The 26718-nt window shown below is 65.8% G+C and carries 28 protein-coding genes; 14 read left to right on the top strand and 14 right to left on the bottom strand.

Annotated elements, in window-relative coordinates; translation table 11 throughout:
* Positions 1 to 770: 770 nt before the first annotated feature.
* Positions 771 to 1292, top strand: coding sequence for a hypothetical protein (locus OG947_RS15575; RefSeq protein ID WP_328812253.1), 522 nt, complete (start codon positions 771 to 773; stop codon positions 1290 to 1292).
* 112 nt (positions 1293 to 1404) lie between these two features.
* On the opposite strand, the gene OG947_RS15570 is transcribed toward OG947_RS15575, so the two are convergent.
* The 4 genes from OG947_RS15570 to OG947_RS15555 all read right to left on the bottom strand — a co-directional run bounded on the left by OG947_RS15570 (position 1405) and on the right by OG947_RS15555 (position 4997).
* On the bottom strand, positions 1405 to 2118 hold the full coding sequence (locus tag OG947_RS15570; protein ID WP_328812252.1) for an endonuclease/exonuclease/phosphatase family protein: 714 nt from the start codon (positions 2116 to 2118) through the stop codon (positions 1405 to 1407).
* Between the two features lie 79 nt (positions 2119 to 2197).
* A complete protein-coding gene (locus tag OG947_RS15565; protein ID WP_328814039.1) occupies positions 2198 to 2797 on the bottom strand; it encodes a LutC/YkgG family protein in 600 nt (199 codons plus the stop codon).
* On the bottom strand, positions 2794 to 4260 hold the full coding sequence (locus OG947_RS15560) for a LutB/LldF family L-lactate oxidation iron-sulfur protein (protein WP_328812251.1): 1467 nt from the start codon (positions 4258 to 4260) through the stop codon (positions 2794 to 2796). The genes OG947_RS15565 and OG947_RS15560 overlap by 4 nt, the downstream gene beginning before the upstream one ends.
* Entirely contained in the window at positions 4257 to 4997 is a 741-nt protein-coding gene (locus OG947_RS15555) for a (Fe-S)-binding protein (RefSeq protein ID WP_056073464.1), read from the bottom strand. The genes OG947_RS15560 and OG947_RS15555 overlap by 4 nt, the downstream gene beginning before the upstream one ends.
* 70 nt (positions 4998 to 5067) lie before the next feature.
* Here OG947_RS15555 and OG947_RS15550 point away from each other — a divergent pair, with 70 nt between their 5' ends.
* Both OG947_RS15550 and OG947_RS15545 read left to right on the top strand, forming a co-directional pair.
* Positions 5068 to 5751, top strand: a complete 684-nt coding sequence (locus tag OG947_RS15550; RefSeq protein WP_328812250.1) for a FadR/GntR family transcriptional regulator — start codon at positions 5068 to 5070, stop codon at positions 5749 to 5751.
* A gap of 87 nt (positions 5752 to 5838) precedes the next feature.
* Complete coding sequence (locus tag OG947_RS15545; RefSeq protein WP_328812249.1) at positions 5839 to 6759, top strand: hypothetical protein; 921 nt, start codon at positions 5839 to 5841, stop codon at positions 6757 to 6759.
* Between the two features lie 10 nt (positions 6760 to 6769).
* Here OG947_RS15545 and OG947_RS15540 read toward each other — a convergent pair whose 3' ends face one another.
* Together OG947_RS15540 and OG947_RS15535 are read right to left on the bottom strand one after the other, a co-directional pair.
* Entirely contained in the window at positions 6770 to 7813 is a 1044-nt protein-coding gene (locus OG947_RS15540; RefSeq protein ID WP_442973066.1) for a glycerophosphodiester phosphodiesterase family protein, read from the bottom strand.
* Between the two features lie 39 nt (positions 7814 to 7852).
* On the bottom strand, positions 7853 to 8869 hold the full coding sequence (locus OG947_RS15535) for a LacI family DNA-binding transcriptional regulator (RefSeq protein WP_328812248.1): 1017 nt from the start codon (positions 8867 to 8869) through the stop codon (positions 7853 to 7855).
* Positions 8870 to 9148: 279 nt separating this feature from the next.
* Between OG947_RS15535 and OG947_RS15530 the strand changes: the two genes are divergently transcribed.
* The 9 genes from OG947_RS15530 to OG947_RS15490 are packed head-to-tail and all read left to right on the top strand — an operon-like array spanning position 9149 to position 20223.
* Entirely contained in the window at positions 9149 to 10675 is a 1527-nt protein-coding gene (locus tag OG947_RS15530) for a sugar ABC transporter ATP-binding protein (protein ID WP_328812247.1), read from the top strand.
* Entirely contained in the window at positions 10672 to 11718 is a 1047-nt protein-coding gene (locus OG947_RS15525; protein WP_328812246.1) for an ABC transporter permease, read from the top strand. Before OG947_RS15530 ends, OG947_RS15525 begins: the two co-directional genes overlap by 4 nt.
* Positions 11708 to 12745 (top strand): ABC transporter permease, encoded by a 1038-nt coding sequence (locus OG947_RS15520; protein ID WP_328812243.1) that lies wholly within the window; start codon positions 11708 to 11710, stop codon positions 12743 to 12745. Before OG947_RS15525 ends, OG947_RS15520 begins: the two co-directional genes overlap by 11 nt.
* A gap of 26 nt (positions 12746 to 12771) precedes the next feature.
* Positions 12772 to 13857, top strand: coding sequence for a rhamnose ABC transporter substrate-binding protein (rhaS, locus tag OG947_RS15515; RefSeq protein ID WP_328812242.1), 1086 nt, complete (start codon positions 12772 to 12774; stop codon positions 13855 to 13857).
* 1 nt (position 13858) lies between these two features.
* Positions 13859 to 14206 carry an L-rhamnose mutarotase gene (locus tag OG947_RS15510; RefSeq protein ID WP_222630632.1) on the top strand — a complete coding sequence of 116 codons (348 nt, stop codon included), beginning with the start codon at positions 13859 to 13861 and terminating at the stop codon, positions 14204 to 14206.
* Entirely contained in the window at positions 14203 to 15372 is a 1170-nt protein-coding gene (rhaI, locus tag OG947_RS15505) for an L-rhamnose isomerase (RefSeq protein ID WP_328812241.1), read from the top strand. Before OG947_RS15510 ends, rhaI begins: the two co-directional genes overlap by 4 nt.
* The gene (locus OG947_RS15500) at positions 15372 to 16787 is read left to right on the top strand and encodes an L-fucose/L-arabinose isomerase family protein (RefSeq protein ID WP_328812240.1); all 1416 of its coding nucleotides are present in this window, start codon (positions 15372 to 15374) and stop codon (positions 16785 to 16787) included. The genes rhaI and OG947_RS15500 overlap by 1 nt, the downstream gene beginning before the upstream one ends.
* A gap of 20 nt (positions 16788 to 16807) precedes the next feature.
* Entirely contained in the window at positions 16808 to 18838 is a 2031-nt protein-coding gene (locus OG947_RS15495; protein ID WP_328812239.1) for a bifunctional aldolase/short-chain dehydrogenase, read from the top strand.
* Entirely contained in the window at positions 18838 to 20223 is a 1386-nt protein-coding gene (locus tag OG947_RS15490) for a rhamnulokinase (RefSeq protein ID WP_328812238.1), read from the top strand. The genes OG947_RS15495 and OG947_RS15490 overlap by 1 nt, the downstream gene beginning before the upstream one ends.
* Before the next feature lie 30 nt (positions 20224 to 20253).
* On the opposite strand, the gene OG947_RS15485 is transcribed toward OG947_RS15490, so the two are convergent.
* From OG947_RS15485 to OG947_RS15460, 6 genes are all read right to left on the bottom strand, one after another.
* Positions 20254 to 20619, bottom strand: a complete 366-nt coding sequence (locus tag OG947_RS15485; RefSeq protein WP_328812237.1) for a TfoX/Sxy family protein — start codon at positions 20617 to 20619, stop codon at positions 20254 to 20256.
* 128 nt (positions 20620 to 20747) lie between these two features.
* Complete coding sequence (locus OG947_RS15480) at positions 20748 to 21134, bottom strand: hypothetical protein (RefSeq protein ID WP_328812236.1); 387 nt, start codon at positions 21132 to 21134, stop codon at positions 20748 to 20750.
* An 86-nt stretch (positions 21135 to 21220) separates the two neighbouring features.
* On the bottom strand, positions 21221 to 21856 hold the full coding sequence (locus tag OG947_RS15475) for a hypothetical protein (RefSeq protein ID WP_328812235.1): 636 nt from the start codon (positions 21854 to 21856) through the stop codon (positions 21221 to 21223).
* 6 nt (positions 21857 to 21862) lie between these two features.
* Entirely contained in the window at positions 21863 to 22291 is a 429-nt protein-coding gene (locus OG947_RS15470; protein ID WP_328812234.1) for a hypothetical protein, read from the bottom strand.
* The gene (locus OG947_RS15465) at positions 22288 to 22926 is read right to left on the bottom strand and encodes a hypothetical protein (RefSeq protein WP_328812233.1); all 639 of its coding nucleotides are present in this window, start codon (positions 22924 to 22926) and stop codon (positions 22288 to 22290) included. The genes OG947_RS15470 and OG947_RS15465 overlap by 4 nt, the downstream gene beginning before the upstream one ends.
* 301 nt (positions 22927 to 23227) lie before the next feature.
* Positions 23228 to 23512 (bottom strand): hypothetical protein, encoded by a 285-nt coding sequence (locus tag OG947_RS15460; protein ID WP_328812232.1) that lies wholly within the window; start codon positions 23510 to 23512, stop codon positions 23228 to 23230.
* A gap of 140 nt (positions 23513 to 23652) precedes the next feature.
* On the opposite strand from OG947_RS15460, the gene OG947_RS15455 reads away from it, so the two are divergent.
* Positions 23653 to 23796 carry a hypothetical protein gene (locus OG947_RS15455; protein ID WP_197027742.1) on the top strand — a complete coding sequence of 48 codons (144 nt, stop codon included), beginning with the start codon at positions 23653 to 23655 and terminating at the stop codon, positions 23794 to 23796.
* A gap of 39 nt (positions 23797 to 23835) precedes the next feature.
* Positions 23836 to 24639: a formate/nitrite transporter family protein gene (locus tag OG947_RS15450; RefSeq protein WP_222632900.1), complete on the top strand. Its 804-nt coding sequence runs from the start codon at positions 23836 to 23838 to the stop codon at positions 24637 to 24639.
* Positions 24640 to 24643: 4 nt separating this feature from the next.
* Here the strand turns inward: OG947_RS15450 and OG947_RS15445 are convergent, their stop codons facing one another.
* Together OG947_RS15445 and OG947_RS15440 are read right to left on the bottom strand one after the other, a co-directional pair.
* Entirely contained in the window at positions 24644 to 25309 is a 666-nt protein-coding gene (locus tag OG947_RS15445) for a potassium channel family protein (protein WP_328812231.1), read from the bottom strand.
* Positions 25302 to 26660, bottom strand: coding sequence for a TrkH family potassium uptake protein (locus OG947_RS15440; protein ID WP_328814036.1), 1359 nt, complete (start codon positions 26658 to 26660; stop codon positions 25302 to 25304). Before OG947_RS15440 ends, OG947_RS15445 begins: the two co-directional genes overlap by 8 nt.
* Positions 26661 to 26718 lie beyond the last annotated feature (58 nt).

The following is a 26718-nucleotide window of genomic DNA, read 5'->3' as shown; positions in this document are numbered from 1 at the left end:
GTGAGATGCGGATTGCATCGCTTCGAGCATGCGAGCTATTTCGTCCCTCTCGTGACACACAGGTTGAATCTCCGACGGTGAGGGTCTCGGCGGTCTGCAGCACAACCGAATCGGGAGCGGAGCAAACCCCCTGTTCAGTGCAGATGAGAACGACAACTGTCTTTGTGATGCGGACGCGTAGTTGTCGTTGTCCGCGTTGATGCCCAGCGGCCCGTCCACGGGTCCGCGACGTTGGTGAACGCCTGACGACCCACCTGCCCCGCGGGGCTCGAATCGGGATGGATCGTGCTGGCGACGTTCCCCGGCGGCGACGTGAAAGAGTAGCCGTCCCCGTTCGCGCAGATGTTGGCGAACGGTTCCGGGTCGACCGCGACTTCTGTAGAACCGGGCCGGGTCCAAGTTCTCCTCGGGCCCAGAGGTCACTCCCGTCTGGGTAGGACCAACGTGCTCCGCCTACCTGTGGACAGGAGCTGTTGATTGGCCAACCCGTGGACCGGTTCTGTTGGCGGTGTCGACGGTGCGTACACAACGAATGAGGCACTGGTGGACGTCCCACCGATGCGGTCGAGTCACCTCCGGTGGTGCACTTCCCGGGAAGTTGGGTCACCACGCTCCCGATCAAAATGACCACAACGGAACGTTCAAGCGGGGACTCGAACCCAGTGCAGTAAGTTCTTTGGTACCTCTGATCGGATACGCGTCATGAGCGCAACCCGCCGGGGGCAGCCATTCTTGACAAAGACATCGCTTGATCACGTCTAATTGATCTCATGGACGACCAAACCGGCCGCAATCCGTACTACGCACGAATCTATGAGGACTCCGACGAGGAGCCCGGGCCGACTCGACGCGGCATCGTCCCTCTGCGCACCGTTGACACGCTCTCCGCATCTCTGGTCGTTGGCGTCCTGGGCCTTGTGGCGGCGGCAGTAGGCAGTCTGGGACCGTGGGTCAAATTGATTGATCCGGCCTCGGCTACGTCCGTGACTTTGTCCGGTATGCAGGGGGACGGCAGAATCACGTTGGCCCTGATCGCGTTGTGCAGTGCGGCGATCTTCGAGAGAGCGACGCAAGGCAGGGGGTGGTTGCTGTGGATTGCGGCTACAGGGGGCTTGGCGGTCATCGCAGTGTCCGCGATTGCGCTGAACACTGTGTCCGACAGATCTGACGAGATCGAGATCCAGGGCATAATTTCATTGGCGGACTGGGGCATCTGGACGACATTGGTGGGCGCAATGCTCATCGCTGCCTGCTCCATATGCGCAATCTGGGCGGACAGACAAAGTGCCTGACTAAGTGCGCCCGCACGTCTACAACCGAAAGAGACGTGCCTGACACATGGGCAGGGCGAGCGCTGCGCGAATAGAGTTTGGGGACAATCCTGTGTTTGGCAAACCCAGGGAGTCACGTCGGGATCGGCGCGAGCTCGCACACGACCCCAGAGTGATCGCTCAGACGCAAGTCACCCGTCGTTCCCGGCCACGTTCGCACGTCGACACAGTCGACATTCGACGCGATGTGGTCGATGAGCTGACCGTCATCGGTCGTCCCGGCCGTGTGGCACGTCCACCCTGTCATCACCTCGGCGAGACGGTCGGCAACCAGAATCGGCTGCCTCGCACGCGGGATCTTCTGGTTGAAGTCACCGGCGACGATGACCGGAATCGATGAGTTAAGGCCGTTGATCAGATCCTCGATCTGGTCCAGACACGCAAGGTGTTCGGACCACGGCGCGGCGTCGCGGCGCCCGGTACTGACACGAGCGCGAGACCAAGGAATGCACACCGCGAGCAACCGGACCGGCCCGATGGGCGTCTCGGTCAGTGCGGCCACCACACGTCCTGCGCCGCCTCCACTCTCGATCCGAATCACGTCCGAGAGTGGCTGCCTGGAGTACACCAGCACTTTGCGACGATCCGGTTCGATCGCGTATCCCCAGTCGTCGCCGCCGTCGAGGGTGTACCCGTCATCCGGGAGGAGACCTCGGCGTCCCTCCGTCACAACGAGAATGTCGGCTGCCAATCTCGTTAGACGGTCCCGCACCTCTGCACCTCGTCGACCGCGCGTAGTCGCCCACTCGACGTTCCAGGTGGCGACGGTGGTTCGGGCAGTGCTCACGCAGTGCAGCCTAGAAGGCTCGACTATGCGGGGGACCTTCACACGCACAAACGGAAGTCACGGCCTCGACCCATCGGCATCAGCTCACGATCAACACATTTAACCGCCGCGGCCCGTGGACCCCTTCCACCCTGTTCAGCTCGATGTCGCTGGTGGCACTCGGCCCACTGATGAACGTCAGCGGCCGCGACGCATCGAGCACTGCGAAAGCCTGCGGCACCGTGTCCACCACCTGGTCCGCCTTGACGATGCAGATGTGGTGATCGGGCACCAGCGTCAACGCCCGCCGCCCCTGCGCTTCACCAGCGTCGAGCACGATCGTCCCCGTCGCCGCGATCCCCACCGCACAGCCGGTGATCACTGCGTCGACGGCATCGAGTTGGTTGACCGACAGGCCTTCGTCCGGAACCACCGCGATGCCGTCAACCCAGGCTGATGGCAGATCGACCGGCACGACCGCTCGACCACCGCCGAGCAACGACGCGACTGTGCCGGCAATCTCCGCCTCGAAGATCCGGTACACCTGCGCCCGGTAGTCGTCGACCGTTTCGGCGAAGCGGTCGACGTTCCCCCGGCCGACCAACGCAGCGCGGTCGTAATCGCGCGGCACGTCCGCACCCGTCACACCACCCTCGGTGGCCGATCGGATGCGTCGCAAGATCTCGGCCTTGGCACTCATGCGTCGTCCTCGTGCGTTCGTGCCCACCACTGGTGGAACGTCTCCTTGGGTGGCGCCGGCATGTCGCGGCTCGTCGTCCACAGCGACCCGGGGAACGGAAGCGATTCGATGTGCCCCTTCTTCCCTGCCAGCAGTCGACCGACTCCGGCGGCCTTCTCGGCCATCCCGAATCGCTTCGGCGAGTTCATCGCCCACCCCGCAGCTCGCATCGCGATCTCCTGGCCGCCGGGGATTCCGCCGCGTTCGGAGTCGACCTGCTCCGCCCGCAGGTGCACCAGAATCTCCGGGATGTTGATACGCACCGGACATGCGTCGAAACATGCCCCGCACAGTGACGATGCATACGGCAGTGAGGCATTGGGGTCGTCGTGACCGGTCGTGCCGGTGAGCTGCGGCGAGAGGATCGCACCGATCGGGCCCGGATACACGGAACCGTATGCGTGGCCGCCGGTCCGCTCGTACACCGGGCAGACGTTGAGGCACGCACTGCACCGGATGCAATTCAGGGCGGCGCGGCCTACCTCGTCGGCAAGCACGTTGGTTCTGCCATTGTCGATGAGTACCAGGTGGAAGTTCTGAGGTCCGTCGCCCTCGTGCACTCCGGTCCACATCGAGGTGTAGGGATTCATGCGCTCGGCGGTCGACGACCGCGGCAGCAGCTGCATGAACACCTCGAGATCGGCGAACGTCGGCACCAGTTTCTCGATGCCCATCAGCGTGATGAGGGTGTCGGGCAGCGTCAGACACATGCGCCCGTTGCCTTCGGATTCGACGACGGCGAGCGTCCCCGTCTCGGCGACACCGAAGTTGGCGCCACTGATGGCCACCTTCGCCGACAGGAACTTCCGTCGCAGATGCTCCCGTGCGGCCATGGCCAATTCGCGCGGCTCGTCGGTGATGGCAGCGTCGACACCGGGCATGCGCCGCAGGAAGATCTCGCGAATCTCCGCGCGGTTCCGGTGGATTGCGGGAACCAGGATGTGACTGGGTTTGTCGTCACCCAGCTGCACGATGAGCTCGGCCAGGTCCGTCTCGATCGCCGCGATTCCCTCGGCTTCAAGGTACTCGTTCAGGACGGTCTCCTGGGTGGCCATGGACTTCACCTTGACCACCTCGTCGCTGCCCGTGGCCTTGACGAGGTCCGTGATGATGCGATTGGCCTCGTCGGCGTCGCGTGCCCAGTGCACCACTCCCCCGCGGGCGGTGACGTTGGCTTCGAGTTGCTGCAGCAGCTCGGGCAGCCTCGACATCACGTCGGTCTTGAGGGCACTACCGGCGAGGCGCAGTTCCTCCCAGTCATCGCACTCCGCAACAGCTCCCAGCCGCTTCTCACGAATGGTCTTGGTCGCGGCCCCGACGTTGCGCCGCATCTGCGTGTCCTGCAGCGCCCGCTTCGCGGCCTTCGGGAAGCTCTCCTCGCCGCGAATGTTACCGATGCCGGGCGAACCCAAGAAGGTGGTCATGCTGCCTCCGTCGACGCAAGGATCTCGGCAAGGTGCACGGTCTTGACGCCGGTGCGCAGGCGGGACAGTCCGCCGCCGATGTGCATGAGGCACGACGAGTCCCCGGCGCTGCACACCTCGGCGCCGGTGGAGAGGACGTTGGCCATCTTGTCCGACAACATCGCCGTCGAGGTCTCCGAATTTTTCAACGCGAACGTTCCGCCGAAGCCGCAGCACGACTCGGCCTGGGGCAGTTCGACCAACGTCATGCCGCGCACGTTGCGCAGCAGTTCGAGGGGCTTGTCGCCGACGCGCAGCATCCTCAGCGAATGGCACGTGGGGTGGTAGGTGACGCGGTGCGGGTAGTAGGCGCCGACGTCGGTGACACCGAGGACGTCGACGAGAAGTTCGGACAGCTCGTAGGTGCGTCCGGCGATGTCCTCGGCGCGCGTGGCCAAGTCCTCGTCACCGGCGCGGCGGGCGACCATCGCGTGCTGGTGACGCACCGATCCGACGCAGGAACCGGACGGTGCGACCGCGACGTCCCACGACGACTTCTCGAAGACCTCGACGTGGTGGCGCACCAGCGGTGCGGCTTCTTTGAGGTAGCCGGTATTGACGTGCATCTGGCCGCAGCACGTCTGATCCGACGGGAAGACGACGGTGTGGCCGAGCCGTTCGAGCAGCGAGACAGTCGCTTTCGCTGACTCGGGAAAGAGTGCGTCCGCCAGACAGGTGGCGAACAGGGCGATCCGCATGGAGCCTCCAGAGCGTGTGGTCTGACCACAGTAACCCCTGTGGTCGGACCACACCAGCTATTCTCCGACAGTGCGCGCACACGAGGTGGTTCTCCACCGCATCGAACAGGACCTGGCGGCGGCCCGACTCCGTGTCGGCGACCGACTGCCGGCCGAGCGCGCACTCGCGGAGGAACTCGGCGTCGGCCGCAGCTCGGTTCGCGAGGCCATCCGCGTCCTGGAAGCGATGGGCGTGGTGAAGACGTCGGTCGGGTCCGGCCCCGACGCGGGAGCAATCGTGGTGGCGGACCCTGCCACGTCCATCGGCTCGGCACTGCGCCTTCACATGGCCACGCAGTTCCTGCCCATCGCCGACGTGGTGCAGACGCGCGTGTTGCTCGAGTCGTGGGCGCTGCGCGAAGCCGCGGCGCGCACCCCCGACCTCAGTGCCATCGACGAGTTACTGGAACGAATGGACGACCAGAGCCTCGAACCCGATCAGTTCCACCGCCTCGACGCCGAGCTGCACGTACGGTTCGCCGGGCTGGCCGGCAACGTGCTGATCGAGGCCATGATGACCTCGCTCCGCGACTCCATCCACGGCTACGTCATGGACGCGGTGCCGATGCTCGACGACTGGTCGGCCGTCGCCGTGAACCTGCGGTGCGAACACCGCGGCATCGTCGACGCGTTGCGCCGAGGCCACGGCGCCAAGGCCGCCACCCTGGCGCGCGAGCACATTGAAGGTTTCTACGGGTTGATGCGGCTCGACTGAGTCGGAGCCCGCCGAATTGTGTCGGACCCCCGTGCCAGCATCCCTCCACACACAACGAGGGCCGCGGGCCCGGGCAAGGGGTTCACCATGGCAGTGCACGTCGTCGACGACCGTGTCGAGGTCCGGTGCCCCGAGGTCCATCCCGACGCCCGGATGTCGTTCTCGTTCCAGCGGACTCTCCGCGTTCCCGACGACGGAACCACGTACGACCTCCCTCCGGGCCTCGGCAGACTGCAGGTGACGGAGTCCGGCCAGGACGACGACGGGGTGACTCGCTTCGCCATGCCGATGTGGCAGTCCGAGGCATGCTGGATCAACTTCGATGCCGGCTATCCGTTCCTCGTGACGATGAGCAGCGGCACCGTCAACGTCCTGACGGGTGAGCCGTGGTCGCCCGTTCCCGACTTCGAGGCCGAGGACTACCTGGAAGTTCCGGACCAGCGGTGGCTCGATGGGTTCACTGTCGAGAAGGGAACGGTGCGCCAGTTCGTCGCTGCCCCGCTGGGCGCCGACTACACGGTGGAGGAGCAGCTGTCTTCGGAGCCGGCGCGCGGTGGGATCCAGGTGGCCGTCTACCCGCTGTTGGCGAGCAAGTACTCGGAGCTGGACCACCTCCCGACCATCATCTGCTTCTCCGCGCCCCCGAACGACGCGATGGGTCTCGGCGCCGGCGGATCCATCAGACAAGCAGTGGCGACGCCGGTGGTCCCGCACGACTCGTGGGACCTCGAGCACGGCCGACGATTCACCGTAGACATCGTCAACAGTGCTGTGTGGCAACAACTTACCGGGTCCGAGCCCGCTTCGGTTCCACTGAGTGCCGCCGAGTACACGCGGTTCGGGATGCCGTGGTTCGCCTTGTACGACGAGCTGGTGGTGGCCCGCGAAGGATCGTCGACACTGGGCAAAGTGCAGACGATCGCCGACGTCGATGCCGGCGCGGACGAGCCGATCCTGCCGGAGAACGAGAGCTTCGAGAAGCCGGTACCGGTGCTCGTTATCGGCTGAGAGGCGCGCGTCAGCGCACCGTGGCCGGCTCCGGCAGCGCCATCCCTCGCTCCCCCATCACCTCTCGAAGGCGGTCGGGGTAGTCGGTGATGATGCCGTCGACACCCATGTCCATCAGTGCCGCCATCGTCGCGGGATCGTCCACCGTCCACGGCACGACGCGGATCCCGGCGGCGTGCGCGGACGTCACCATTGCGGGTGTCACGTAGAGCTCGAAGTCCGGGTCGCCCACGGCTCCCTTCTGCGGGGTGCCCTGGACGGGCGAGAGTGCGTGGGCGCCGAACGACTGCACCGCCGCCACCGGGTCACCGTCGAAGTCGTCGATGTCGAGACCGCCCAACCACGGTGAGGCTCCCGGTTCTTCGACCTCGAGGAAGTCGGGCTCCGTGAGCGCGACCAGCCGCACCGACGGATCGACCTTCTGCACCGCAAGGAGAGCGCCCCAGTCGAAACTCTGGATGGTGGTGCGATCGAGTAGTCCCGCCGCCCCGACCGAGGCGAGCACCACGTCGGCGAACTGCTCACGGGACGCCGTTTCGGTGGGCGCCGCCGCCTCCACCTTGGTCTCGATGTTCAGCTGGACCGTGGAGTCGTACGAGTTCACCAACGCGAGCACCTCGTCGAGGGTCGGGATTCCGGCATCTGTCGCCATTCGCTGTTCCGGGTAGCCGTCGAGCTGCGTCACACCACAATTGAGGGTCCGCACCTGCGCCAGCGTCAGGGTGTTGACGTACTTCCCGACGTAGGGAAACTCGCGATCACCGTCGGTCGCGGGCCGGGTATCGCGGCACTTCGCGTCCGACACCTTTCGGTCGTGCGTGACGACGGCGATGCCGTCCTCGGTGATCTGGGTGTCCATCTCGAGGGTGGTGACGCCGAGCTCGAGGGCATTGGTGAACGAGGCAAGCGTGCTCTCGGTGACCAGTCCGAGGCCGCCGCGATGCGCCTGCAGGTCGAATCCGTCGAGCGGCTTAGCGGTCTCGGTATCTTGTGCGGAGCAGGCCGCCAGCGCCATACACATCGAGACGGTCAGCAGTACTCGTCGCATCGCCATGGCGCCCACGCTAAGCCGGGAAGGTGAACGCCCGATGGATCAGCGCGCGCGCCACCCCTGATCGGTCGACCCTCGCACCACCAACGACGGCTCGAAGGTGAGCTGCCGGAACTCGTGAGCGCCCGACGCCGAGACCTGCTCGAGCAGTAGTTCGGCTGCAGCCCTGCCCAACTCGGCTCGGGGCTGCGAGATGGACGTGAGGGGAACTGCTGCACCCGCGGCGTAGTCGATGTCGTCGTATCCGACGATGGCCAGGTCCTCCGGTACACGCACCCCGCGGTGCACACATTCCTGGAGCACTCCGAGCGCCAGCAGGTCGTTCGCGCACACGACCCCGGTCGGCGGGGCATCGGTCATGTCGAAGATCCGGGCGGCAGCTCGTGCGCCGGCCTCGATGGACAACGACGTCGACCACACCGTCGACATGCGGGTGCTGGCCGATTCGGCGACAGCCGTGAGGGCGCCGGAGCGGCGGTCACGCACCTGCCGAATGCTGTCCGGGCCGCCGACGTAGACCAGGGTGCGGTGTCCCAGATCCATGAGATGCCGTGCAGCCAAACGCCCCCCGAGAACGTCGTCGACCGCGACCGACGATCTGCCGGGGGCGTGCGACCCGCGATCGAGCAACACCACCGGGGTGCCCTGGCGGTCGAGGTTGTCGAGCATCGGCACGTTCTCACCCACGGGACTGAGCAGGATGCCCTGCACGCGCTGCTCCATGAGCAGGCGAAGCTGACGGTTCTCGCGCTCTTCGGATTCGCCGCTACCGACGATCACGGTCAACAGATCGTTCACGTCCGCCACGGATTCTGCGCCGGCTGCCACGTCGAGGAAGAACGGGTTGCGGGCGTCGAGGACCACGACAGCGAGCATGCGGGACTGGCCGGCTCGAAGCTGGCGGGCCGCGTCGTTACGCACGAATCCGAGCTGCGCGATGGCCGCCTCGACGCGCTCACGGGTGGCAGCGGAGACCATGTCGGGCTTGTTCAGGACATTGCTGATGGTGCCCATGGACACTCCCGCGAGAGCGGCGACCTCACGCATGCTCGCTGCCATGATCGCCCCCCTTCGATGCCGTTACGGTCGCTATTGAATCGGTTTACCGGCGTCGGCGCAACCGAACGGCGTTCTCGAACCCACCGAGGCGCCCCACGGCGCGCGAACTCGTGACCGATCCTCATCGTTGCTGCTCGACGCTGGATACATCACGGTTCGGTAACGCTCTGTCGTGATCCGGGTCACGGGGTTGACCAGTGGCCCCCGTCACTTCTATGTTCACGGGGCTGAATGAACCGATTCAATTCGAGCCGGTTCGGTCCGACGGAGGTCCCATCCATGAGCGTCCCCAGTGCGACGACGCCCACCGCAGTTCCCCTGCTCGAAGTCCGCGACGTCACCAAGTCGTTCGGAAGCGTCGCCGCCGTCTCCGGGGTGTCGTTTCCGCTCTACGGCGGTGAAGCGCACGCACTCGTGGGCGAGAACGGTGCCGGCAAGTCCACCATCGTCAAGATGCTGGCCGGTGTTCACAAGCCGGACACCGGCACGCTGCTCGCGGGCAGCACCCCGATCACGCTCGACTCCCCCGCCGCCGCGAAGGCCGAGGGCATCGCCGTCATCTACCAGGAGCCGACGCTGTTCCCGGACCTGACCATCGCCGAGAACATCTACATCGGTGCCCAGCCCACCTCGCGCGGCCGGATGATCGACCGCGGCGCCATGAACGCCGCCGCCGAAGCCCTGTTCAATCGCCTGGGTGTTCCGATGGATCCGAACCGGCTCGCGAGCGGACTGTCCATCGCCGACCAGCAGCTCGTCGAGATCGCCAAAGCGCTGTCGACCGAGGCGTCCGTCATCGTCATGGACGAGCCCACCGCCGCGCTGTCGGGTAACGAGGTCGCCCGCCTCTTCAAGGTCGCTCGCTCCCTGTGCGCCGACGGAGCTGCCGTGCTGTTCATCTCGCACCGCTTCGAAGAGATCTTCGACCTCTGCCAGCGCGTCACCGTCATGCGCGACGGCAAGCACATCTCCACCGCACCGCTGGCCGGACTCACCGTCGACGACCTGATCAAGCAGATGGTGGGCCGCGAGCTCGGCGCCCTGTTCCCCAAGCTGGACGTCGAACCGGGTGCCGTCATCCTCGAGGTCGAGAACCTCACGCGCGCCGGGGTGTTCACCGACGTCAGCTTCCGGGTGCGTGCCGGTGAGATCGTGGCGCTCGCCGGCCTGGTCGGCGCCGGACGCTCCGAGGTCATGCAGGCGGTGTTCGGCGTCGACCCCCGCGATTCCGGTTCCGTCAAGGTCCGCGGCAAGGTACTGAAGGCCGGTAATCCCAAGGCCGCCATGCGAGCGGGCATCGCCCTCGTTCCCGAGGACCGTCGCCAGCAGGGCCTCATCCCCGAGATGTCGATCGAGCGCAATGCGACGCTCACGCGTTCACAAGCGTTGTCGCGCTTCGGGTTCCTCGTCGGTGGTGGTGAGCGCCGCTCGGCCCAGGAATGGACGAAGAAACTGCAGACCAAGTTCTCGCGCATCACCGACCCTGTCGGCACCCTGTCCGGCGGCAACCAGCAGAAGGTGGTGCTGGCCAAGTGGCTCGCCACCGACCCGATCGTTCTCATCGTCGACGAGCCCACCCGCGGCATCGACGTCGGCACCAAAGCCGAAGTCCACAAGATCATCTCGCGTCTCGCCAGTGAAGGAGTCGCCGTCGTCATGATCTCCTCGGAACTGCCGGAGGTCCTCGGTATGGCCGACCGCGTGCTCGTCATGCGCGAAGGCCGCATCGCCGCGGAGATCGATCGCGATCATGCCACCGAGGAATCGGTCATGTTCGCCGCCATGGGATCGGAGTCCGCAGCATGACCGTCACCACCCAGACCGCCCCGGCGGCCGACCCGCTCAGGCCTGTCACCAAGGACGGGAGCTCGCTGGTCGAGAAGATCCTGAGAATGCGCTCGCTGGGCATTCTCGGCGCGCTCGTCGTCCTCATCGCCGTGACCGCGGCGACCAACAGCTCGTTCCTGTCCGGTCAGAGCATCCGCGACCTGCTGCTCGCCGCGTCGATCATTGCCGTGTTGGCCGTCGGTCAGACCGTCGTCATGATCACCAAGAACATCGACCTCTCCGTCGGGTCGGTGCTCGGACTGTCCGCATTCGCGGCAGGGTCGGTCATGAAGGCCGGCTCGCCGATCGTGCTCGGCATCCTCGCGGGCATCGTCGTCGGCACGCTGTGCGGAGTCTTCAACGCGCTGCTCGTCCGCTACGGCGGCGTTCCCGCCCTGGTGGTCACGCTCGGCACCATGTACATCTTCCGCGGCATCGCCTTCTTCTGGGCGGGCGGCGAGCAGATCACCGCCGACGAGATGCCCGGCTCCTTCCTCGATCTCGGCACGGCCAGCGTTCTCGGACTCCCCGTCCTGGTGATCGTCGCCGTCATCGCACTCGTGGGAGCGGGCATCTACCTCGGCCGATACCGAAGCGGCCGCGACCTCTACGCCATCGGATCCAACGGTCATGCCGCCGAACTCGCCGGCATCTCCGTCGGCAAGCGAACGCTGGGGGCCTTCGCCTTCTCCGGCGCCATGGCCGGTATCGCCGGAGTCATGTTCGCCGCCCGCTTCGGCACCGTCGACGCGGCAGCCGGCACCGGCTACGAACTCAACGTCATCGCGGCCTGCGTCGTCGGCGGCGTAGCCGTCGTCGGCGGTGTCGGCACCGTGTGGGGAGCCGCCCTCGGCGCCCTATTGCTGACCACCATCAACAGCTCGCTCCCGGTCCTGCAGATCGATCAGTTCTGGCAGCAGGCCATCGTCGGCGCGCTCATCCTCATCGCCATCGCGGCGGATCGCATCGCGGCCGTGCGTGCCGCCCAGCAACTTCGGAAGAGGAGCGCTCATGTCGAGTGATCTCGCCACCCGTCCCGACGCCCCCGCACCGATCGTGCAGCAGGGCAGTCGCATCCGGGAGCTGTTGGCCAGCTGGGACACCGCGGTCATCTTCCTGACCATCGTCGTCGTGCTCGGCGCGTCGGTGATGAACCCCGACTTCGGCAGCGCCACCAACTTCACCTTCCTGGTACTCGACCTCGCGCCGATCTTCCTCATCGCGCTGCCGATGACGCTGATCATCGTCACCGGCGAGATCGACCTCTCCGTCGCCAGCACGCTCGGTCTGAGCGGCGCGGCTATGGGCTGGATGTGGAACAACGGCTTCACCATCGAGGCCATCGTCCCGATGTGCATCCTGCTCGGCGCACTGCTCGGTGCGCTCAACGGATTCCTCGTCGCAACGCTCGGTCTGCCGTCTCTCGCCGTCACGATCGGCACGCTCGCGCTCTTCCGCGGACTCGCCTTCGTCCTGTTGGGTGACACGGCCGTGTCCAACTTCCCGCGGGCCTACACCTCGTGGGTCACCGGTACACTGGGTGACTCGTCGGTTCCCAATCTCGCTGTGCCACTGGTCATCCTCGCGGTAGTGTTCGGCGCGGTCCTGCAGTTCACCTCGCTCGGCCGCAACATCTACGCCACCGGCGCCAGTGCCACGGCCGCGAAGTTCGCCGGCATCAACGGCAACCGCATCAAATTCTGGCTCTACGTCGTCGCCGGAGCGGTCGCCGCTCTGGCCGGTGTCCTGTGGAGCCTGCGCTACTCGAGTGCTCGTGCCGACAACGGTGCCGGCCTCGAACTGTCCGTCGTCGCCGCAGTCCTTCTCGGTGGCGTCTCGATCTTCGGAGGCAAGGGCCGGCTCGTCGGCGTTCTCGCCGCCGTCGTCCTCCTCGCGGCACTGCAGAACGCGCTGCGTCTCGAGGACATCTCCAACGAAGCACTCACCGTCGTCACCGGCGTCCTGCTCATCGTCGCCGTCCTCCTGCCCAACCTCATCAAAGCAGTCCGCACGTCCTCGGACCGTCGCAAAGCCGTCGCACGACTCTGATCCACCCCCTTCCCGAAAGGTCCACCATGTCCCGCACCCCCCGGCGCCTCGCGCTGGCGCCGCTGGCCGGCATCGCCGCACTGTCTCTCGTCCTCACCGCCTGCGGTGGCACGACGCAGGAGTCTGCCTCCGAGGCCTCCGACAGCGGAAGCCGCGTCACCGGCACCGCCAACCCCGACGCCGAGATCCAGGACGGCCTCAAGATCGGCTTCCTGCCCAAGCAGCTCAACAACCCGTACTCCGACATCGAGGTCGCCGGTGGCGAGAAGGCCGTCGGCGAGTTCGGTGGCGAGTACAAGCTGGTCGGCCCCAACGACGCCAGCGCGTCGTCGCAGGTGTCCTACATCAACACCCTGATCCAGCAGAACCAGAACGTCATCGCGATCGCCGCGAACGACCCCAACGCGGTGTGCCCCTCGCTGAACCAGGCACGCGACGCCGGCGTCAAGGTCGTCACCTTCGACTCCGACGCCGACAAGAGCTGCCGCGACCTGTTCATCAACCAGGCCACCACCGAGGGCGTCGGCGAATCGCTGGCGAAGATGACCAGCGACCAGATCGGCGGATCCGGCAAGATCGCCATCCTGTCCGCAACTCCCAACGCTACAAACCAGAATGCCTGGATCGAGGTGCTGAAGGAGCAGCTCGCCTCCAACCCGGAGTACAAGGACATCGAGCTCGTCACCACTGTCTACGGCAACGACGACGACCAGAAGTCCTTCCAGGAGACCCAGGGTCTGCTGCAGACCTACCCGGACCTGAAGGCCATCGTCTCCCCCACCACCGTCGGCATTTCCGCTGCCGCACGTTACATCTCGGGCTCGTCGTACAAGGACAAGATCGTCCTCACCGGACTCGGCACGCCGAACCAGATGCGTGAGTACGTCAAGAACGGCACCGTGAAGCAGTTCGCGCTGTGGGATCCCACCGACATCGGCTACCTCGCCGCCTACGCCGGAGCAGCCCTGTCGTCCGGTCAGATCACCGGCGCCGAAGGTGAGAAGTTCACCGCGGGAGAGCTCGGCGAATACACCATCGGTGTCGACGGCGAACTGGTCCTCGGACCGCCCACGGTCTTCGACTCCGCCAATATCGACCAGTACAACTTCTGACATGAACCGGTACTGCTTCACGCTCCAGCTCAGGCCGGAATCGGTTCCCGAGTACTCCCGTCGTCACGCCGAGGTGTGGCCCGAGATGCTCGAGGCACTGAAGGCGAACGGCTGGAACAACTATTCCCTGCACATCCGTGACGACGGCCTGATCGTCGGCTACGTCGAAAGCCCCGATCTGGGCGCGGCGCAGGCAGCGATGAGCAGTACCGACGTCAACGCACGGTGGCAGGCCCAGATGGCTCCGTTCTTCACGGGCCTCGGGTCTGCCACCCCCGACGAAGGATTCGTGCTGCTGCGCGAACTCTTCCACCTCGAGACTCAACTCCGCGAAGGTCACCCATCATGAGCACCACAGCAGTACAGGACATCTCGGCCCTCGCCGACTTCGGTATCGAGGTGCCCAGCTGGGCCTACGGAAACTCCGGAACCCGCTTCAAGGTCTTCTCCACCGCCGGCGTGCCCCGCACTCCTTTCGAGAAGGTGGCCGACGCCGCCGAGGTCAACCGCGTCACCGGCGCAGCTCCCCGCGTCTCGCTGCACATTCCGTGGGACAAGGTCGACGACTACTCCGCGCTCGCGTCGTTCGCCGTCGAGAACGGTGTCGCACTGGGAGCCGTGAACTCGAACGTCTTCCAGGACGACGACTACAAGCTCGGGTCACTGACCAACGCCGACAAGCGGATTCGCGCCAAGGCCATCGCCCACCACCTCGAGTGCATCGACGTCATGCGGGCAACCGGCTCGAAGACACTCAAGCTCTGGCTTCCCGACGGCACCAACTACGCCGGGCAAGATTCCATCCGTGCGCGCCAGGATCGCCTCGCCGAATCGCTGCAGGAGATCTACGCCGGCCTCGACGACGACCACACACTGCTCATCGAATACAAGTTCTTCGAGCCGTACTTCTACACCACCGACATTCCCGACTGGGGCACGTCGCTGCTGCACTGCCTCGCCCTCGGAGACAAGGCGAAGGTGGTCCTCGACACCGGGCACCACGCGCCGGGCACCAACATCGAATTCATCGTCACGCAGCTCATCCGGCAGAACAAGCTGGGCGGCTTCGACTTCAACTCCCGCAACTATGCCGACGACGACCTCATCGTCGGTGCCGCGGACCCGTTCCAGCTGTTCCGCATCATGCACGAGATCGTCGCCTCCGATGCCCACCTCCCCTCGTCGGGAATCAACTTCATGCTCGACCAGTGCCACAACATCGAGCCGAAGATCCCCGGCCAGATCCGCTCGATCATGAACGTGCAGGAAGCCACCGCGAAAGCGTTGCTCATCGATGCGTCGGCTCTCGAGAAGGCGCAGATCGACGGCGACATCCTCGGTGCCCACGCGGTGCTCATGGACGCCTACAACACCGATGTCCGTGGGCTGCTGGGCGATCTACGGGAGTCCCGCGGCATCGACCGTGACCCCGTCGCCGCCTTCGCCCGCTCCGGGTACATGGAACGCGTCGAAGCCGAGCGCGTCGGTGGACAGCAAGCGAGCTGGGGAGCCTGATGGGCCTGGAGCGGACGGTTCCGAGGAAGACTCGTCTGGGTCTGGTGTCGGGCGGACTGGGTGCTTATTGGCCCCAGTTCCCCGGTCTCCTGGAGACGCTGCAGCAGTCCGCTCGCTACGTCACCGAGCGGTTCGAGAAGCAGGACTGCGTCGTGGTCGATGCCGGCTTCGTGTCCGATGCAACGGAATCCGCCGCGGCGGCCGAGAAGTTGCGAGTCGCGGACTGCGACCTCGTTGTCGTGTTTCTGACGACGTACCTGACGTCGTCGATGGTGCTGCCCATCGCGCAACGAGTCGATGCCCCGGTGTTGTTGATCGATCTGCAACCCACCGAGGCCATGGACCACGCCACTACGGGCACGGGCGAATGGCTCGCGTACTGCGGCCAGTGCCCACTCCCCGAGGTTGCGAACGTGTTCCGTCGCAGCGGTATCGACTTCCGCTCCGTCTCGGGCTATCTCCACGACGAGAACGCGTGGTCCCGCATCGAGGCATGGGTGGGAGCCGCGTCGGCGCGCGCTGGGCTACGACACTCCCGGCTCGGCCTGATGGGGCATCTGTATCCGGGCATGCTGGACATCTCGACCGATATGACCCTGCTGTCGTCGCAGTTCGGTGCCCACGTCGAGGTACTGGAATTCGACGACCTGCGGGTGCGTGTCCAGAGCGTCACCGACGCACAGGTGGACGAGCGACTCGAACTCGCGCGCAGCGTCTTCCACCTCGACGGCTCCGTCGTGAACGACGACTTCGCATGGGGCGCTCGTGTATCGGTCGGCCTCGATGCCCTCGTGGACGACTTCGGACTCGACGCCATGGCGTACTACCACCGCGGACTCGACGGCGAACTGCACGAACGTCTCGGCGCCGGCATGATTCTGGGAGCCTCGCTGCTCACAGCCCGCGGAATTCCGTTGGCCGGCGAATACGACATCCGCACCGCCGTTGCCATGCTGATCGCGGACCGCCTGGGCGCCGGTGGGTCTTTCACGGAGCTTCAGGCGCTGAACTTCCGAGACGGTATCGTCGAGATGGGGCACGACGGGCCCGCGCACCTCCAGGTGTCGGCCGGCGAGCCTCTGCTCCGCGGCCTCGGTGTCTATCACGGGAAGCGTGGATACGGCGTCAGCGTCGAGTTCGACGTACAGCCCGGGCCCGTGACGACCTTCGCCATCGGACAGAACCGTGACGGGTCGTTCACGTTCATCACCTCCGAGGGCACCGTTGTCCCCGGCCCTCTGCTGCAGATCGGCAACACCACGTCCCGCGTCGACTTCGGGCGCGACCCCGGCGAGTGGACGGACGAGTGGAGTGCCACCGGCACCGGCCACCACTGGGCACTGTGCGTCGGGCACCGTGCCAAGGACATCAAGGCCGCAGCACAGCTGCTCGGCATTTCCTATATCAGCGTCTAGACCTACTCAGGAGAACCACTGTGACGACGATCGACGATCTGATCGCCCGGTCCAACAGACTCGGCGCCGATGCGCGCAACACCAACTACGCGGGCGGCAACACCTCTGCGAAGGGAACCGAGACCGACCCGGTCACCGGTGAGGACGTGGAACTGCTGTGGGTCAAGGGATCCGGCGGTGACCTGGGCACGCTGAAGCCCGCGGGGCTCGCTGCGTTGCGACTCGACCGCGTCCGCGCACTGAAGGACGTCTACCCCGGCGTCGACCGCGAAGACGAGATGGTCGCCGCCTTCGACTACTGCCTGCACGGCAAGGGCGGTGCGGCACCGTCCATCGACACCGCGATGCACGGACTGGTCGAGGCCGCGCACGTCGATCACCTCCACCCCGACTCGGGCATCGCACTCGCAACCGCCGCCGACGGGGAGGAGCTGACGCGCAAGTGCTTCGGTGACCGTGTGGTGTGGGTGCCGTGGCGTCGCCCGGGCTTCCAGCTCGGCCTGGACATCGCCGAGATCGCCGAGAAGAACCCGCAGGCCATCGGGTGCATCCTCGGTGGACACGGGATCACTGCCTGGGGCGCGACCAGCTCCGAGAGCGAGGAACGGTCGCTCGAGATCATTCGGACCGCCGAGCAGTTCCTTGCCGACAACGGTCGCTCCGAGCCCTTCGGATCCCCGCTGGCAGGCTTCGAGGCACTGCCAGCGGACGATCGACGCACCCGCGCCGCGGCCCTGTTCCCGCTGATCCGCGGGCTCGCGTCGACCGACCGACCGCAGGTGGGCCACTTCGACGACAGCGACGTCGTCCTCGACTTCCTCGCCTCGTCCGAGCACCCGCGTCTCGCCGCACTCGGAACGTCGTGCCCCGACCACTTCCTCCGCACCAAGGTGCGCCCGATGGTGCTCGACCTCCCGACGACTGCATCGTTGGAGGATGTGTCGGCTCGACTCCGTGAGCTTCACGTCGCGTACCGCGAGGACTACGCCCGCTACTACACCGAGCACGCCGAGGCCGACAGCCCCGCGATGCGCGGCGCCGATCCCGCCATCGTGCTGATCCCCGGAGTCGGCATGTTCTCCTTCGGCGCCAACAAGCAGACCGCCCGCGTCGCCGGTGAGTTCTACATCAACGCTATCAACGTGATGCGCGGCGCCGAGTCGGTGTCGACCTACGCTCCCATCGATGAGCGCGAGAAGTTCCGCATCGAGTACTGGGCGCTGGAGGAGGCGAAGCTCGCTCGAATGCCTGCACCCAAACCGCTGGCCACCCGGATCGCACTGGTGACTGGCGCCGCGTCGGGCATCGGCAAGGCCATCGCGCAGCGTCTGGCAGCCGAGGGCGCGTGCGTGGTGATCGCCGACCTCGACGCCGCGAAGGCCGGAGCAGCCGCCGCCGAGATCGGCACGTCGGATGTCGCCGTGGGCATCGCTGCCGACGTCACCGACGAGGGACAGATCGCCGCCGGGTTCGCCGACGCCGTGCTGGCTTTCGGTGGAGTGGACCTCGTCGTCAACAACGCCGGACTGTCCATCTCCAAGCCGCTGCTCGAGACCACCGTCAAGGACTGGGATCTGCAGCACGACGTCATGGCCCGCGGATCCTTCCTCGTCTCCCGCGAGGCGGCCCGCATCATGATCGAGCAGGGCTTGGGCGGAGACATCGTCTACATCTCCTCGAAGAACTCGGTGTTCGCGGGACCCAACAACATCGCGTACTCGGCGACGAAAGCTGATCAGGCCCATCAGGTTCGGCTACTGGCCGCCGAACTCGGAGATCACGGCATTCGCGTCAACGGCATCAACCCCGACGGCGTGGTCCGCGGTTCGGGCATCTTCGCCGGCGGCTGGGGCGCCAAGCGTGCCGCGGTCTACGGCGTGGAGGAGGAGAAGCTGGGCGAGTACTACGCGCAGCGCACGCTGCTCAAGCGCGAGGTCCTGCCCGAGCACGTCGCCAACGCCGTGTTCGCGCTGACCGGTGGCGAACTGACCCACACCACCGGGCTGCACATACCGGTCGATGCGGGTGTCGCGGCCGCGTTCCTGCGCTGATGGGGGCATTCGCGGCGGTGGATCTGGGGGCGTCGAGTGGTCGAGTGATGCTGGGCCGGGTGGTCGACGGTCGGGTGGATCTGACGGAGATCGCGCGGTTCGAGAACCGTCCTGTGCGTCTCGGTGGATCGCTGCACTGGAACATCCTCGCGCTGTATCAGGGTGTGTTCGACGGATTGCGGTCGCTGGTCGACCGGTTGGACGGCGAGCCGTTGGCGTCCGTCGGCATCGACACGTGGGCGGTCGATTACGCCCTGCTCGATGCCGACGGGCGCATGCTCGGCGTCCCGTTCCACTACCGCGACTCGCGTACCGACGGTGATCACGAGGACCTGTTCTCCCGCAACGGCATCGCGCAGCTGCCGTTCAACACGGTCTATCAGCTGCTGGCCGAGTCGCCCGATACTCTGAGCGTCGCTAAGCGTCTGCTCATGGTTCCGGACCTGTTGGCGTACTGGCTCACCGGCGTCGCTCGGGGCGAGGTGACCAATGCGTCGACAACCGGGCTGCTCGACCCGCATACCCGCGCATGGGACCGCTCCTCGATCGCGTCACTCGGCCTGAAAGCCGACCTGCTGCCCGAGCTCGTCGCACCGGGGATGCCCATCGGACCGCTCACCGCCGACGTCGCCGCCGTGGTGGGCACCGAATCGTCGGTCGTTGCAGTCGGCACGCACGACACCGCGTCGGCCATCGTGGCGGTTCCGGCTGCGACACCCAACTTTGCGTACATCGCGTCGGGTACCTGGTCACTGGTGGGAGTCGAGACGCAGGACCCCGTGGTGACGTCCGCGGCCCGAGACGGAGGGTTCACCAACGAGGCGGGTGTCGACGGCACCGTGCGACTGCTCCGCAACGTCATGGGTATGTGGCTGGTGCAGGAGTCGTTGCGGCAGTGGGAGCGTGACGGTCTCGAGCTGTCCCTCGGCTCCTTGCTCGACGAGGCTGCCGACCTGCCCGCGTCGTCGGTCATCGATCCCGACCTCCCTGTGTTCCTGCCGCCGGGTGACATGCCGGCGCGCATTGCCGCCGAATGCCTCGCAGCCGGGGTGCCGGTTCCGACGACTCCTGCGTCGTTCGTGCGCTGCATCGTGGACAGCCTCGCGGCGGCTTACGCTCGCTCGGTGCGTCTGGCCGGTGACCTGTCGGGTATCGACGTCGAGGTGGTGCACATCGTCGGCGGCGGTTCCCAGAACGCGCTGCTGTGCCAACTCACTGCCGATGCCACCGGTTTGCCGGTAGTCGCGGGACCGGTCGAGGGATCCGCACTGGGCAACGTGCTGGTCCAAGCCAGGGCTGCTGGGGTGGTGAGTGGCGATCTCGCCGACCTGCGACGGGTGGTGCGGAACTCGTTCGAGTTGGTGGAGTACCTGCCGACGCGGTGATCGTGTGCAGTGATCCGCGCTGTGCGCGGATTACTGCACAGGATCCGTGGTGCGGCTCGCCGCGGGTGGTGCTGGAGTTGAGGAGGTTGCGGCGTCGATCCAGCCCTGCAGGTCGTCGTCGGACTCCAGAGCTGCCGCGTTCACCGAGATCCATCCCTGTCCCATCGACCTGCCCGCGCCCATCTGCGCACGACGGGCTCCCGGGCGTCCGACGTAGTCGTCGTCGCGTTCGCGCGGTACCCGGACCAGCAAGGCGCCGCCGCCGTTCCCGACGGACACGACCATCTTCCCGTCGACCATGAACGCAAGACCGCCGAACATCGCCTTCTCGGTCACGGTGGACCTGGCGGACAGCGCAGCGCGAACCCTGTCCTCGAGGTCGGCGTCACGAGCCATGCGGGAACTCTACGTCGCTTCCCGACGCGTCGAAAGGTGCGCGGAGCCGCGGAATGCGCGGGTGAGCGCACCGTCGCGTCGAATGCGGTGCAGAATTGTTCGCTCAGCGACTACTTCTGCACCGGATCTCACAGCAGGCCGCTACGGGTCTCGAACGGACCGATCGTGTTGTCCCATGTCATGCCCTGGGCCTCGAGCTCCGCGAGCCGACGCTCACCTTTCTCCGTGATGCTTCCGCGAAAGACTTCGCAGCCCATCAGGTCGAGGTCTTGCTCTGCGGCCAGGTAACCGTTGCTTTTGCCATGCCCCTCGGCAATACGCCTCATCGACTCGTCGGTGTCGGCCGTCCACTCTTCCCAACCAATGTCGTTGTCTGCGAGGGCACCGAACGTCATCAGCCCCGAGTCGGCGAACCAGCGGATGACATCAGCCACTTCGTCGAGCGGGGTGTGCCACCCTCGAAACGCGCGCACCTTTGCGACGAAGCTCCACAGCGACGTCCAGTCGTCGTCCAAATCGCACAGGAGCCTGAACTCCAGAGCGACGTCAACGCTCCCGGCAGATGCACCTCGAGACACGTTGCGGTCTCGCCCGCTCCCGATCATCGCGCGCGCGGGCTTTCGTAGCGGCACTGAGCGGTCCAGTACGTCATTCCTCCGGCCTCCAACTCAGCGAGCCGACGCTCGCCAAGTTCTGTGATGTTCGCCCGAACCACCTCGGTGTCCATCAACGCTCCAATGTCGGGTGCCTGCAGATAACCGACACCATGGCCGTAGCCTTCGGCGATGCGTCGCATGGATTCGTCGATGCTGGTATCCCATGCCTCCCATCCGACCTCGTTGTCGGCCAGCGCGCCCAGCGTCACGAGACCCGATTCGGCGAACCAGCGAATGACGTCAGCGACCTTCTCCGGTGGAGTGTCCGTCCCCCAGAAGCCGGTGACCAGTGCCATGAAGCCCCAGAAGGGCATCCAGTCGTCGTCGAGTTCGTAGAGCAGACGGAATTCGAGATCTTCGTCGATCGTCATCCCACATCCACCTTCACTTCCATCACTCCAGCGCCCGTCAAACACGAGGGTCTGCGGTGTCGAGTCGTCGCGGATTCCGTGAACCTTGAACGCCAGCCCGCCGAGCATCGGACCGCGTCGGATGGTGCGCGGAGCCGCGGAATGCGCGGGTGAGCGCACCGTCGCGACGAATGCGGTGTAGAAACCTTCGCCTAGCGACGCTTTCTGCACCGGATCTCACAGCAGTCCGCTCCGAGTCTCGAACGGGCCGATCGTGTTGTCCCACGTCATGCCCTGCGCCTCGAGCTCCGCAAGGCGTCGCTCACCCTTTTCGGTGATGTTCGCACGAAAGACTTCACACCAGATCAGGTCTTCACGTTTCGTAGCGTGCAGGTAGCCCTGACTGGTCCCATGTCCCTCGGCGATCCGGCGCATCGACTCGTCGATGTCTACGTTCCACTCTTCCCACCCGACGTCGTTGTTCGCCAGCGCTCCGAACGTCATCAACCCGGACTCGGCGAACCAACGAATGACGCCGGCAACGGTGTCGATCGTGGTGTTCCATCCCCGGAAACCGGAAACCATAGCCACGAAGCCCCACAGCGGCATCCAGTCGTCATCGAGTTCGTCGAGCAGTCGAAACTCAAGACCCTCTTCGACATTCATCGCACATGCACCTTGATCACTTGAGTAACTTCCGGCTTCACGATGTCGATCACTGATCCACCAGACTTGCTGTCGACTCGCAACTGGATTCCGGTACCGTCCGGCAATTCGTATCGCTCGATAATTTTGACACTGTCACCTGTTCTGACCGCCCTACCCTGCTCAGTGAGTTCGTCGAATACGGCTCGTACGTCCTCTTCCGACTCCACTTGTCTGTTGACACCGCGTCGGCCCGGTTCCGTCAGATCGTTCAACACGTCGTCGACACCCGCCGCATCGACCGGCCCCGCATCCTGGAAGAAGCTGTCCGGCAGCGCGTCGTGGATCGCATCCCACGCGTCGATGCCGAACCGGTCGACCAGTGCGAAGGCCATCGCGCCGACGGACAGCACCCCGGCCGCGATCATCGCGTGCACGGCTGCCTCCACCGCCCAGGCCAGGCCGATCGCGAGGGGGACGAAGTGTCGTGGTTCGCCGTCGAGAAGTGCAGCGGACGCGTCGTCGATGGACCGGGCGGCAGACTTGTCCGCATCGATCAGCGCCTGCACATGCGCCGCGATGACCGCCGTGTGGGAGACACCGTTGCTGACCACCGACCAGTCCGGTGCGACGAGGCAACCGTCCGCCTCGGCCATGACGACAGCGTCGAGGAGTGCCTCGCGAGCAACGGCGATGGCAGAAGCACCATCCACTACAGCGCGCTCCAGCACCCGAAGCTGAGTCGTCCGACGTTGCGCTGCAGCAAGATCGCGTCCGAGACGACCTACCGCAGCATCGCCGGCTGCACCCTGCCACGCTTCGCGCAGATCGACGCGGCTCCTGTCGATTGCCGCCGCTCGAGAGTCGAGAACTGAGGCGCCGTCACCGATCCACGCCGCGTCGATCCGGACGGCGTCGGGATCCCACGACGCCACCACCCCACGGCGCGGCGCGAGCTCAGCGACCTCCATGCCCAGCCCTCCCGAGCCGAGCGGCGTTCGCCGAGTCCGCGTCGGCGTACCCGACGGCAGCGACATCCAGCGATCGCGCTGTCGCAGAGTAGCCCGCGACGAGATCGTTCAGGGCCGAGACGGCTCGCTCTTCCGCTCGAGCAAGTGCGGCCGCGGTCGACGCACCGGGCAGTGCGAGCACACCTCGCGGCGCCACACCGATCTGCTCCGCCTCACCGAGAACAGCTCGGCTCGCGGCCCGCACGGCCCCCACATCAGCGACGACGAACATCGTTCCCACCCCCTCGCGGGGTAGGACGCGTCAGTCGCGCAGCCCGTTCCACTGTCAGCGTTTGCGCTGTTCACGCTGCATCAGGCGTAGTGTTCGCCGTATCGGAGCCATCTGGTTCCCTTGATCAAGGGGCTGACACCATGGCTGACAAGTCTCCGCGCAACTCGATGACACAGAAATCGGGCAAGTCGCTGAAGGAAAAGCGACTCGACAAGAAGACGAAGGCCGCGGGGAACATCGCCGCCGACGACGCCTCCGCCGCGGTGAACAAGAAGAAGCGCTGACCACCCGGTAGCGACCGACCACGCGGGGTACACCGTGGGATGAGCGAAGAAGCGCGCCGTAACGACGGTGACAACGACGGTCCCGTCGAGGAGGAGCTCGAAGAGAGCTTCGACTCGGTGGTCACCGAGGGTGCCGAGCGTCTGCACCGCACCGTCCGCGCCGTGATCGTCACCGGACTGTTCGGCGGACTCGAGGTGGCGCTGGGCGTGATGGCCTATCTCGCGGTGCTGGACGAGACGGGCAGCCATCTTCTCGCCGGGCTCGCGTTCGGGATCGGCCTCGTCGCAATCTATCTCGCGCACAGCGAGCTCTTCACCGAGGACTTCCTCATGCCCATCGCCGCGGTGGTCTCGAAGGACGGCACCCCGGCACAACTCGCGAAGCTCTGGATCGGCACTCTTCTGGCCAACCTGGTCGGCGGGTGGGCGGTGATGTGGCTGGTCGCGCAGGCGTTCCCGCAGTGGCTGATGGTGCTGTCCGAATCGGCACACCATTTCGTCGACGCGCCCTTGAACACACAGTCGATCTGTCTGGCGATCCTCGGCGGCAGCACCATGACGCTACTGACCAGGATGCAGCAGGGAACCACGTCGGACGTCGCCCGCATCATCGCGGCCATGGCGGCCGGCTTCCTGCTGGCGGGCCTCCAGCTGTTCCACTCGATCCTGGACTCGCTGTTGATCTTCGGCGCCATTCACGCCGGCGCGGACGTGGACTACCGGCAGTGGATCGAATGGTTCGGCTATACGGTCGGCTTCAACATCGTCGGTGGCGTGATGCTCGTGACGGTTCTCCGACTGGTGCGTACGAAGGAGTTGGTGAAGGAGGAACGCCGGTCGTGAACCGTCACGTGAGCTCACTGAATCGCTCGGTGTCGCGCACCTGACCGGAGACGATCACCATGTCGTCTTCCGCGATCACGGTGTCGGCCGTGGCGTAGGCGAACCCTTCGCCCGGCCTCTTCACGGCAACGACTGTGACCTTGTACTTGGTGCGCACCGCTGTGTCCCCGAGTCGATGACCGACGAGGAACCGAGCGGGAGTCGTCTTGACCATGGCGAACCCGTCGTCGAATTCGATGTAGTCCATCATGCGACCGCGCACCAGATGGGCGACGCGCTTGCCCATGTCGTGCTCGGGCCGCACCACGTGGTGGACACCGATCTGGGTCAGGATCTTGGCATGCGCGTTGCTGATCGCCTTCGCCCAGACATTGCCCACGGACAGATTGATCAGGGCAGAGGCGGTGAGAAGACTCGCCTCGAGATCGGATCCGATACCGACGACTGCGCGGTCGTATTCGTGCACCGACAGTTGCCGTAACGCTTCCTCGTCGGTGGTGTCCGCGACCGCGGCGTGGGTGAGGCGATCGGAGACCCGTTGCACGACAGCCTCGTCGGAGTCGATGCCGAGCACCTCGGCACCCTGAGCCATCAGTTCGAGCGCCAGGGACTTACCGAAGCGCCCGAGCCCGAGGACCACGACGACGTCGGAGGACGGCTTCTTAGCCAATGAACGGCCTCTCTGTGGGGAAGGTGTATCGCCGATCGCGTTCGCGCGCCGCCAGCGCACTCACCAGTGTGATGGAGCCGATGCGGCCCAGGTACATGAGGACGACGAGTATCAGTTGCCCCCACCCCGGCAGTTGCGCGGTGATGCCTGTCGACAGTCCCACGGTGGCGAAGGCGGACACCACCTCGAACAACAGGACGTCCAGGTCGAACGGGGTCGCGGCGAGAAGGACCACGACCGGCACCATCACCAGCGCAACGCCGACGAGGGCGACGGTCAAGGACTGACGCTGCACCCGCGAGTCGATGCGTCGGTCGAAGATCGTGACCGAGCGATCGCCGCGTACCTCGGCGATGATGACGAACAGCAGAATGGCGAAGGTGGTGACCTTGATGCCGCCTGCGGTACCGCCACTGCCACCGCCGATGAACATCAGCACGTCGGTGACCAACAACGTCGCGTTGTCGGCATCGGCGTAGTCGATGCTGTTGAAACCGGCGGTCCGCGGCATGATGCCCTGGAACGCAGCCACCAACAGCTTCCCGCCGATTCCGCGCTCGGACAGAGTGTTCGACCATTCCAGCACCAACACCAGGGCCGGGCCGAGAACCAGCAGGATCGCTGTGGCCGTCACCGTCAGCCGGGTGTGTAGCGTCCACCGGCGACGGGTGCGTCCTCGGACGTGTCGGGCTACCTCGAACAACACCGGGAAACCGATTCCGCCCAGAACGACGGCGACGAGAAGCGGTACGCAGATCCAGGGATCGGTGGCGAAGCCGATCATGTTGTCGCTGAACAACGCGAAGCCGGCGTTGTTGAACGCCGAGACGGAATGGAAGATGCCGAGCCAGAGGGCGCGGCCGGGTGGCTCGTCGTACCCGATGGCGAATCGACCTGCGAGACATAGAGCGACCGCTGCCTCGATCAGCACACTGGTGCGCACAACGCCCACCACCACGCTGCGCACGTCGCCGAGACCGGAAGTACGGAGTTCCGCGGCCGCATTGAGGCGTCCGCGGAGGCCGATGCGGTCGGCGAGCACGAGGCCGACCAGCGACGCCATCGTCATGATGCCGAAGCCGCCGATCTGGATGAGCGCGAGAATGACGCCCTGCCCTGCACCCGACCAGTGCGTGGGGGTGTCGACGACGATCAAGCCGGTCAGACACATCGCCGACGTCGCGGTGAACAGGGCGCCCAGCACATCCGTGCTCTTGTCCACCTGAGTCGCCGCGGGCAGCAGCAGGAGAAGAGTGCCCACCGCGATGGCGGCGGCGAAGCCCAGGGCCACCAACCGCAACGGGGTCAACACCGCATGGGCGGCCCGACGAGGTTCCGGGCTCGAGCTCATCGTCACCGGAGGCACGTTACTGCAGCGCCGCGCGCACCCGCTGCAGACTGCAGCGGGT

Source organism: Rhodococcus sp. NBC_00297, from assembly GCF_036173065.1.
GTDB lineage: Bacteria > Actinomycetota > Actinomycetes > Mycobacteriales > Mycobacteriaceae > Rhodococcoides.
This window is presented reverse-complemented; position numbering and strand designations above follow the sequence as displayed.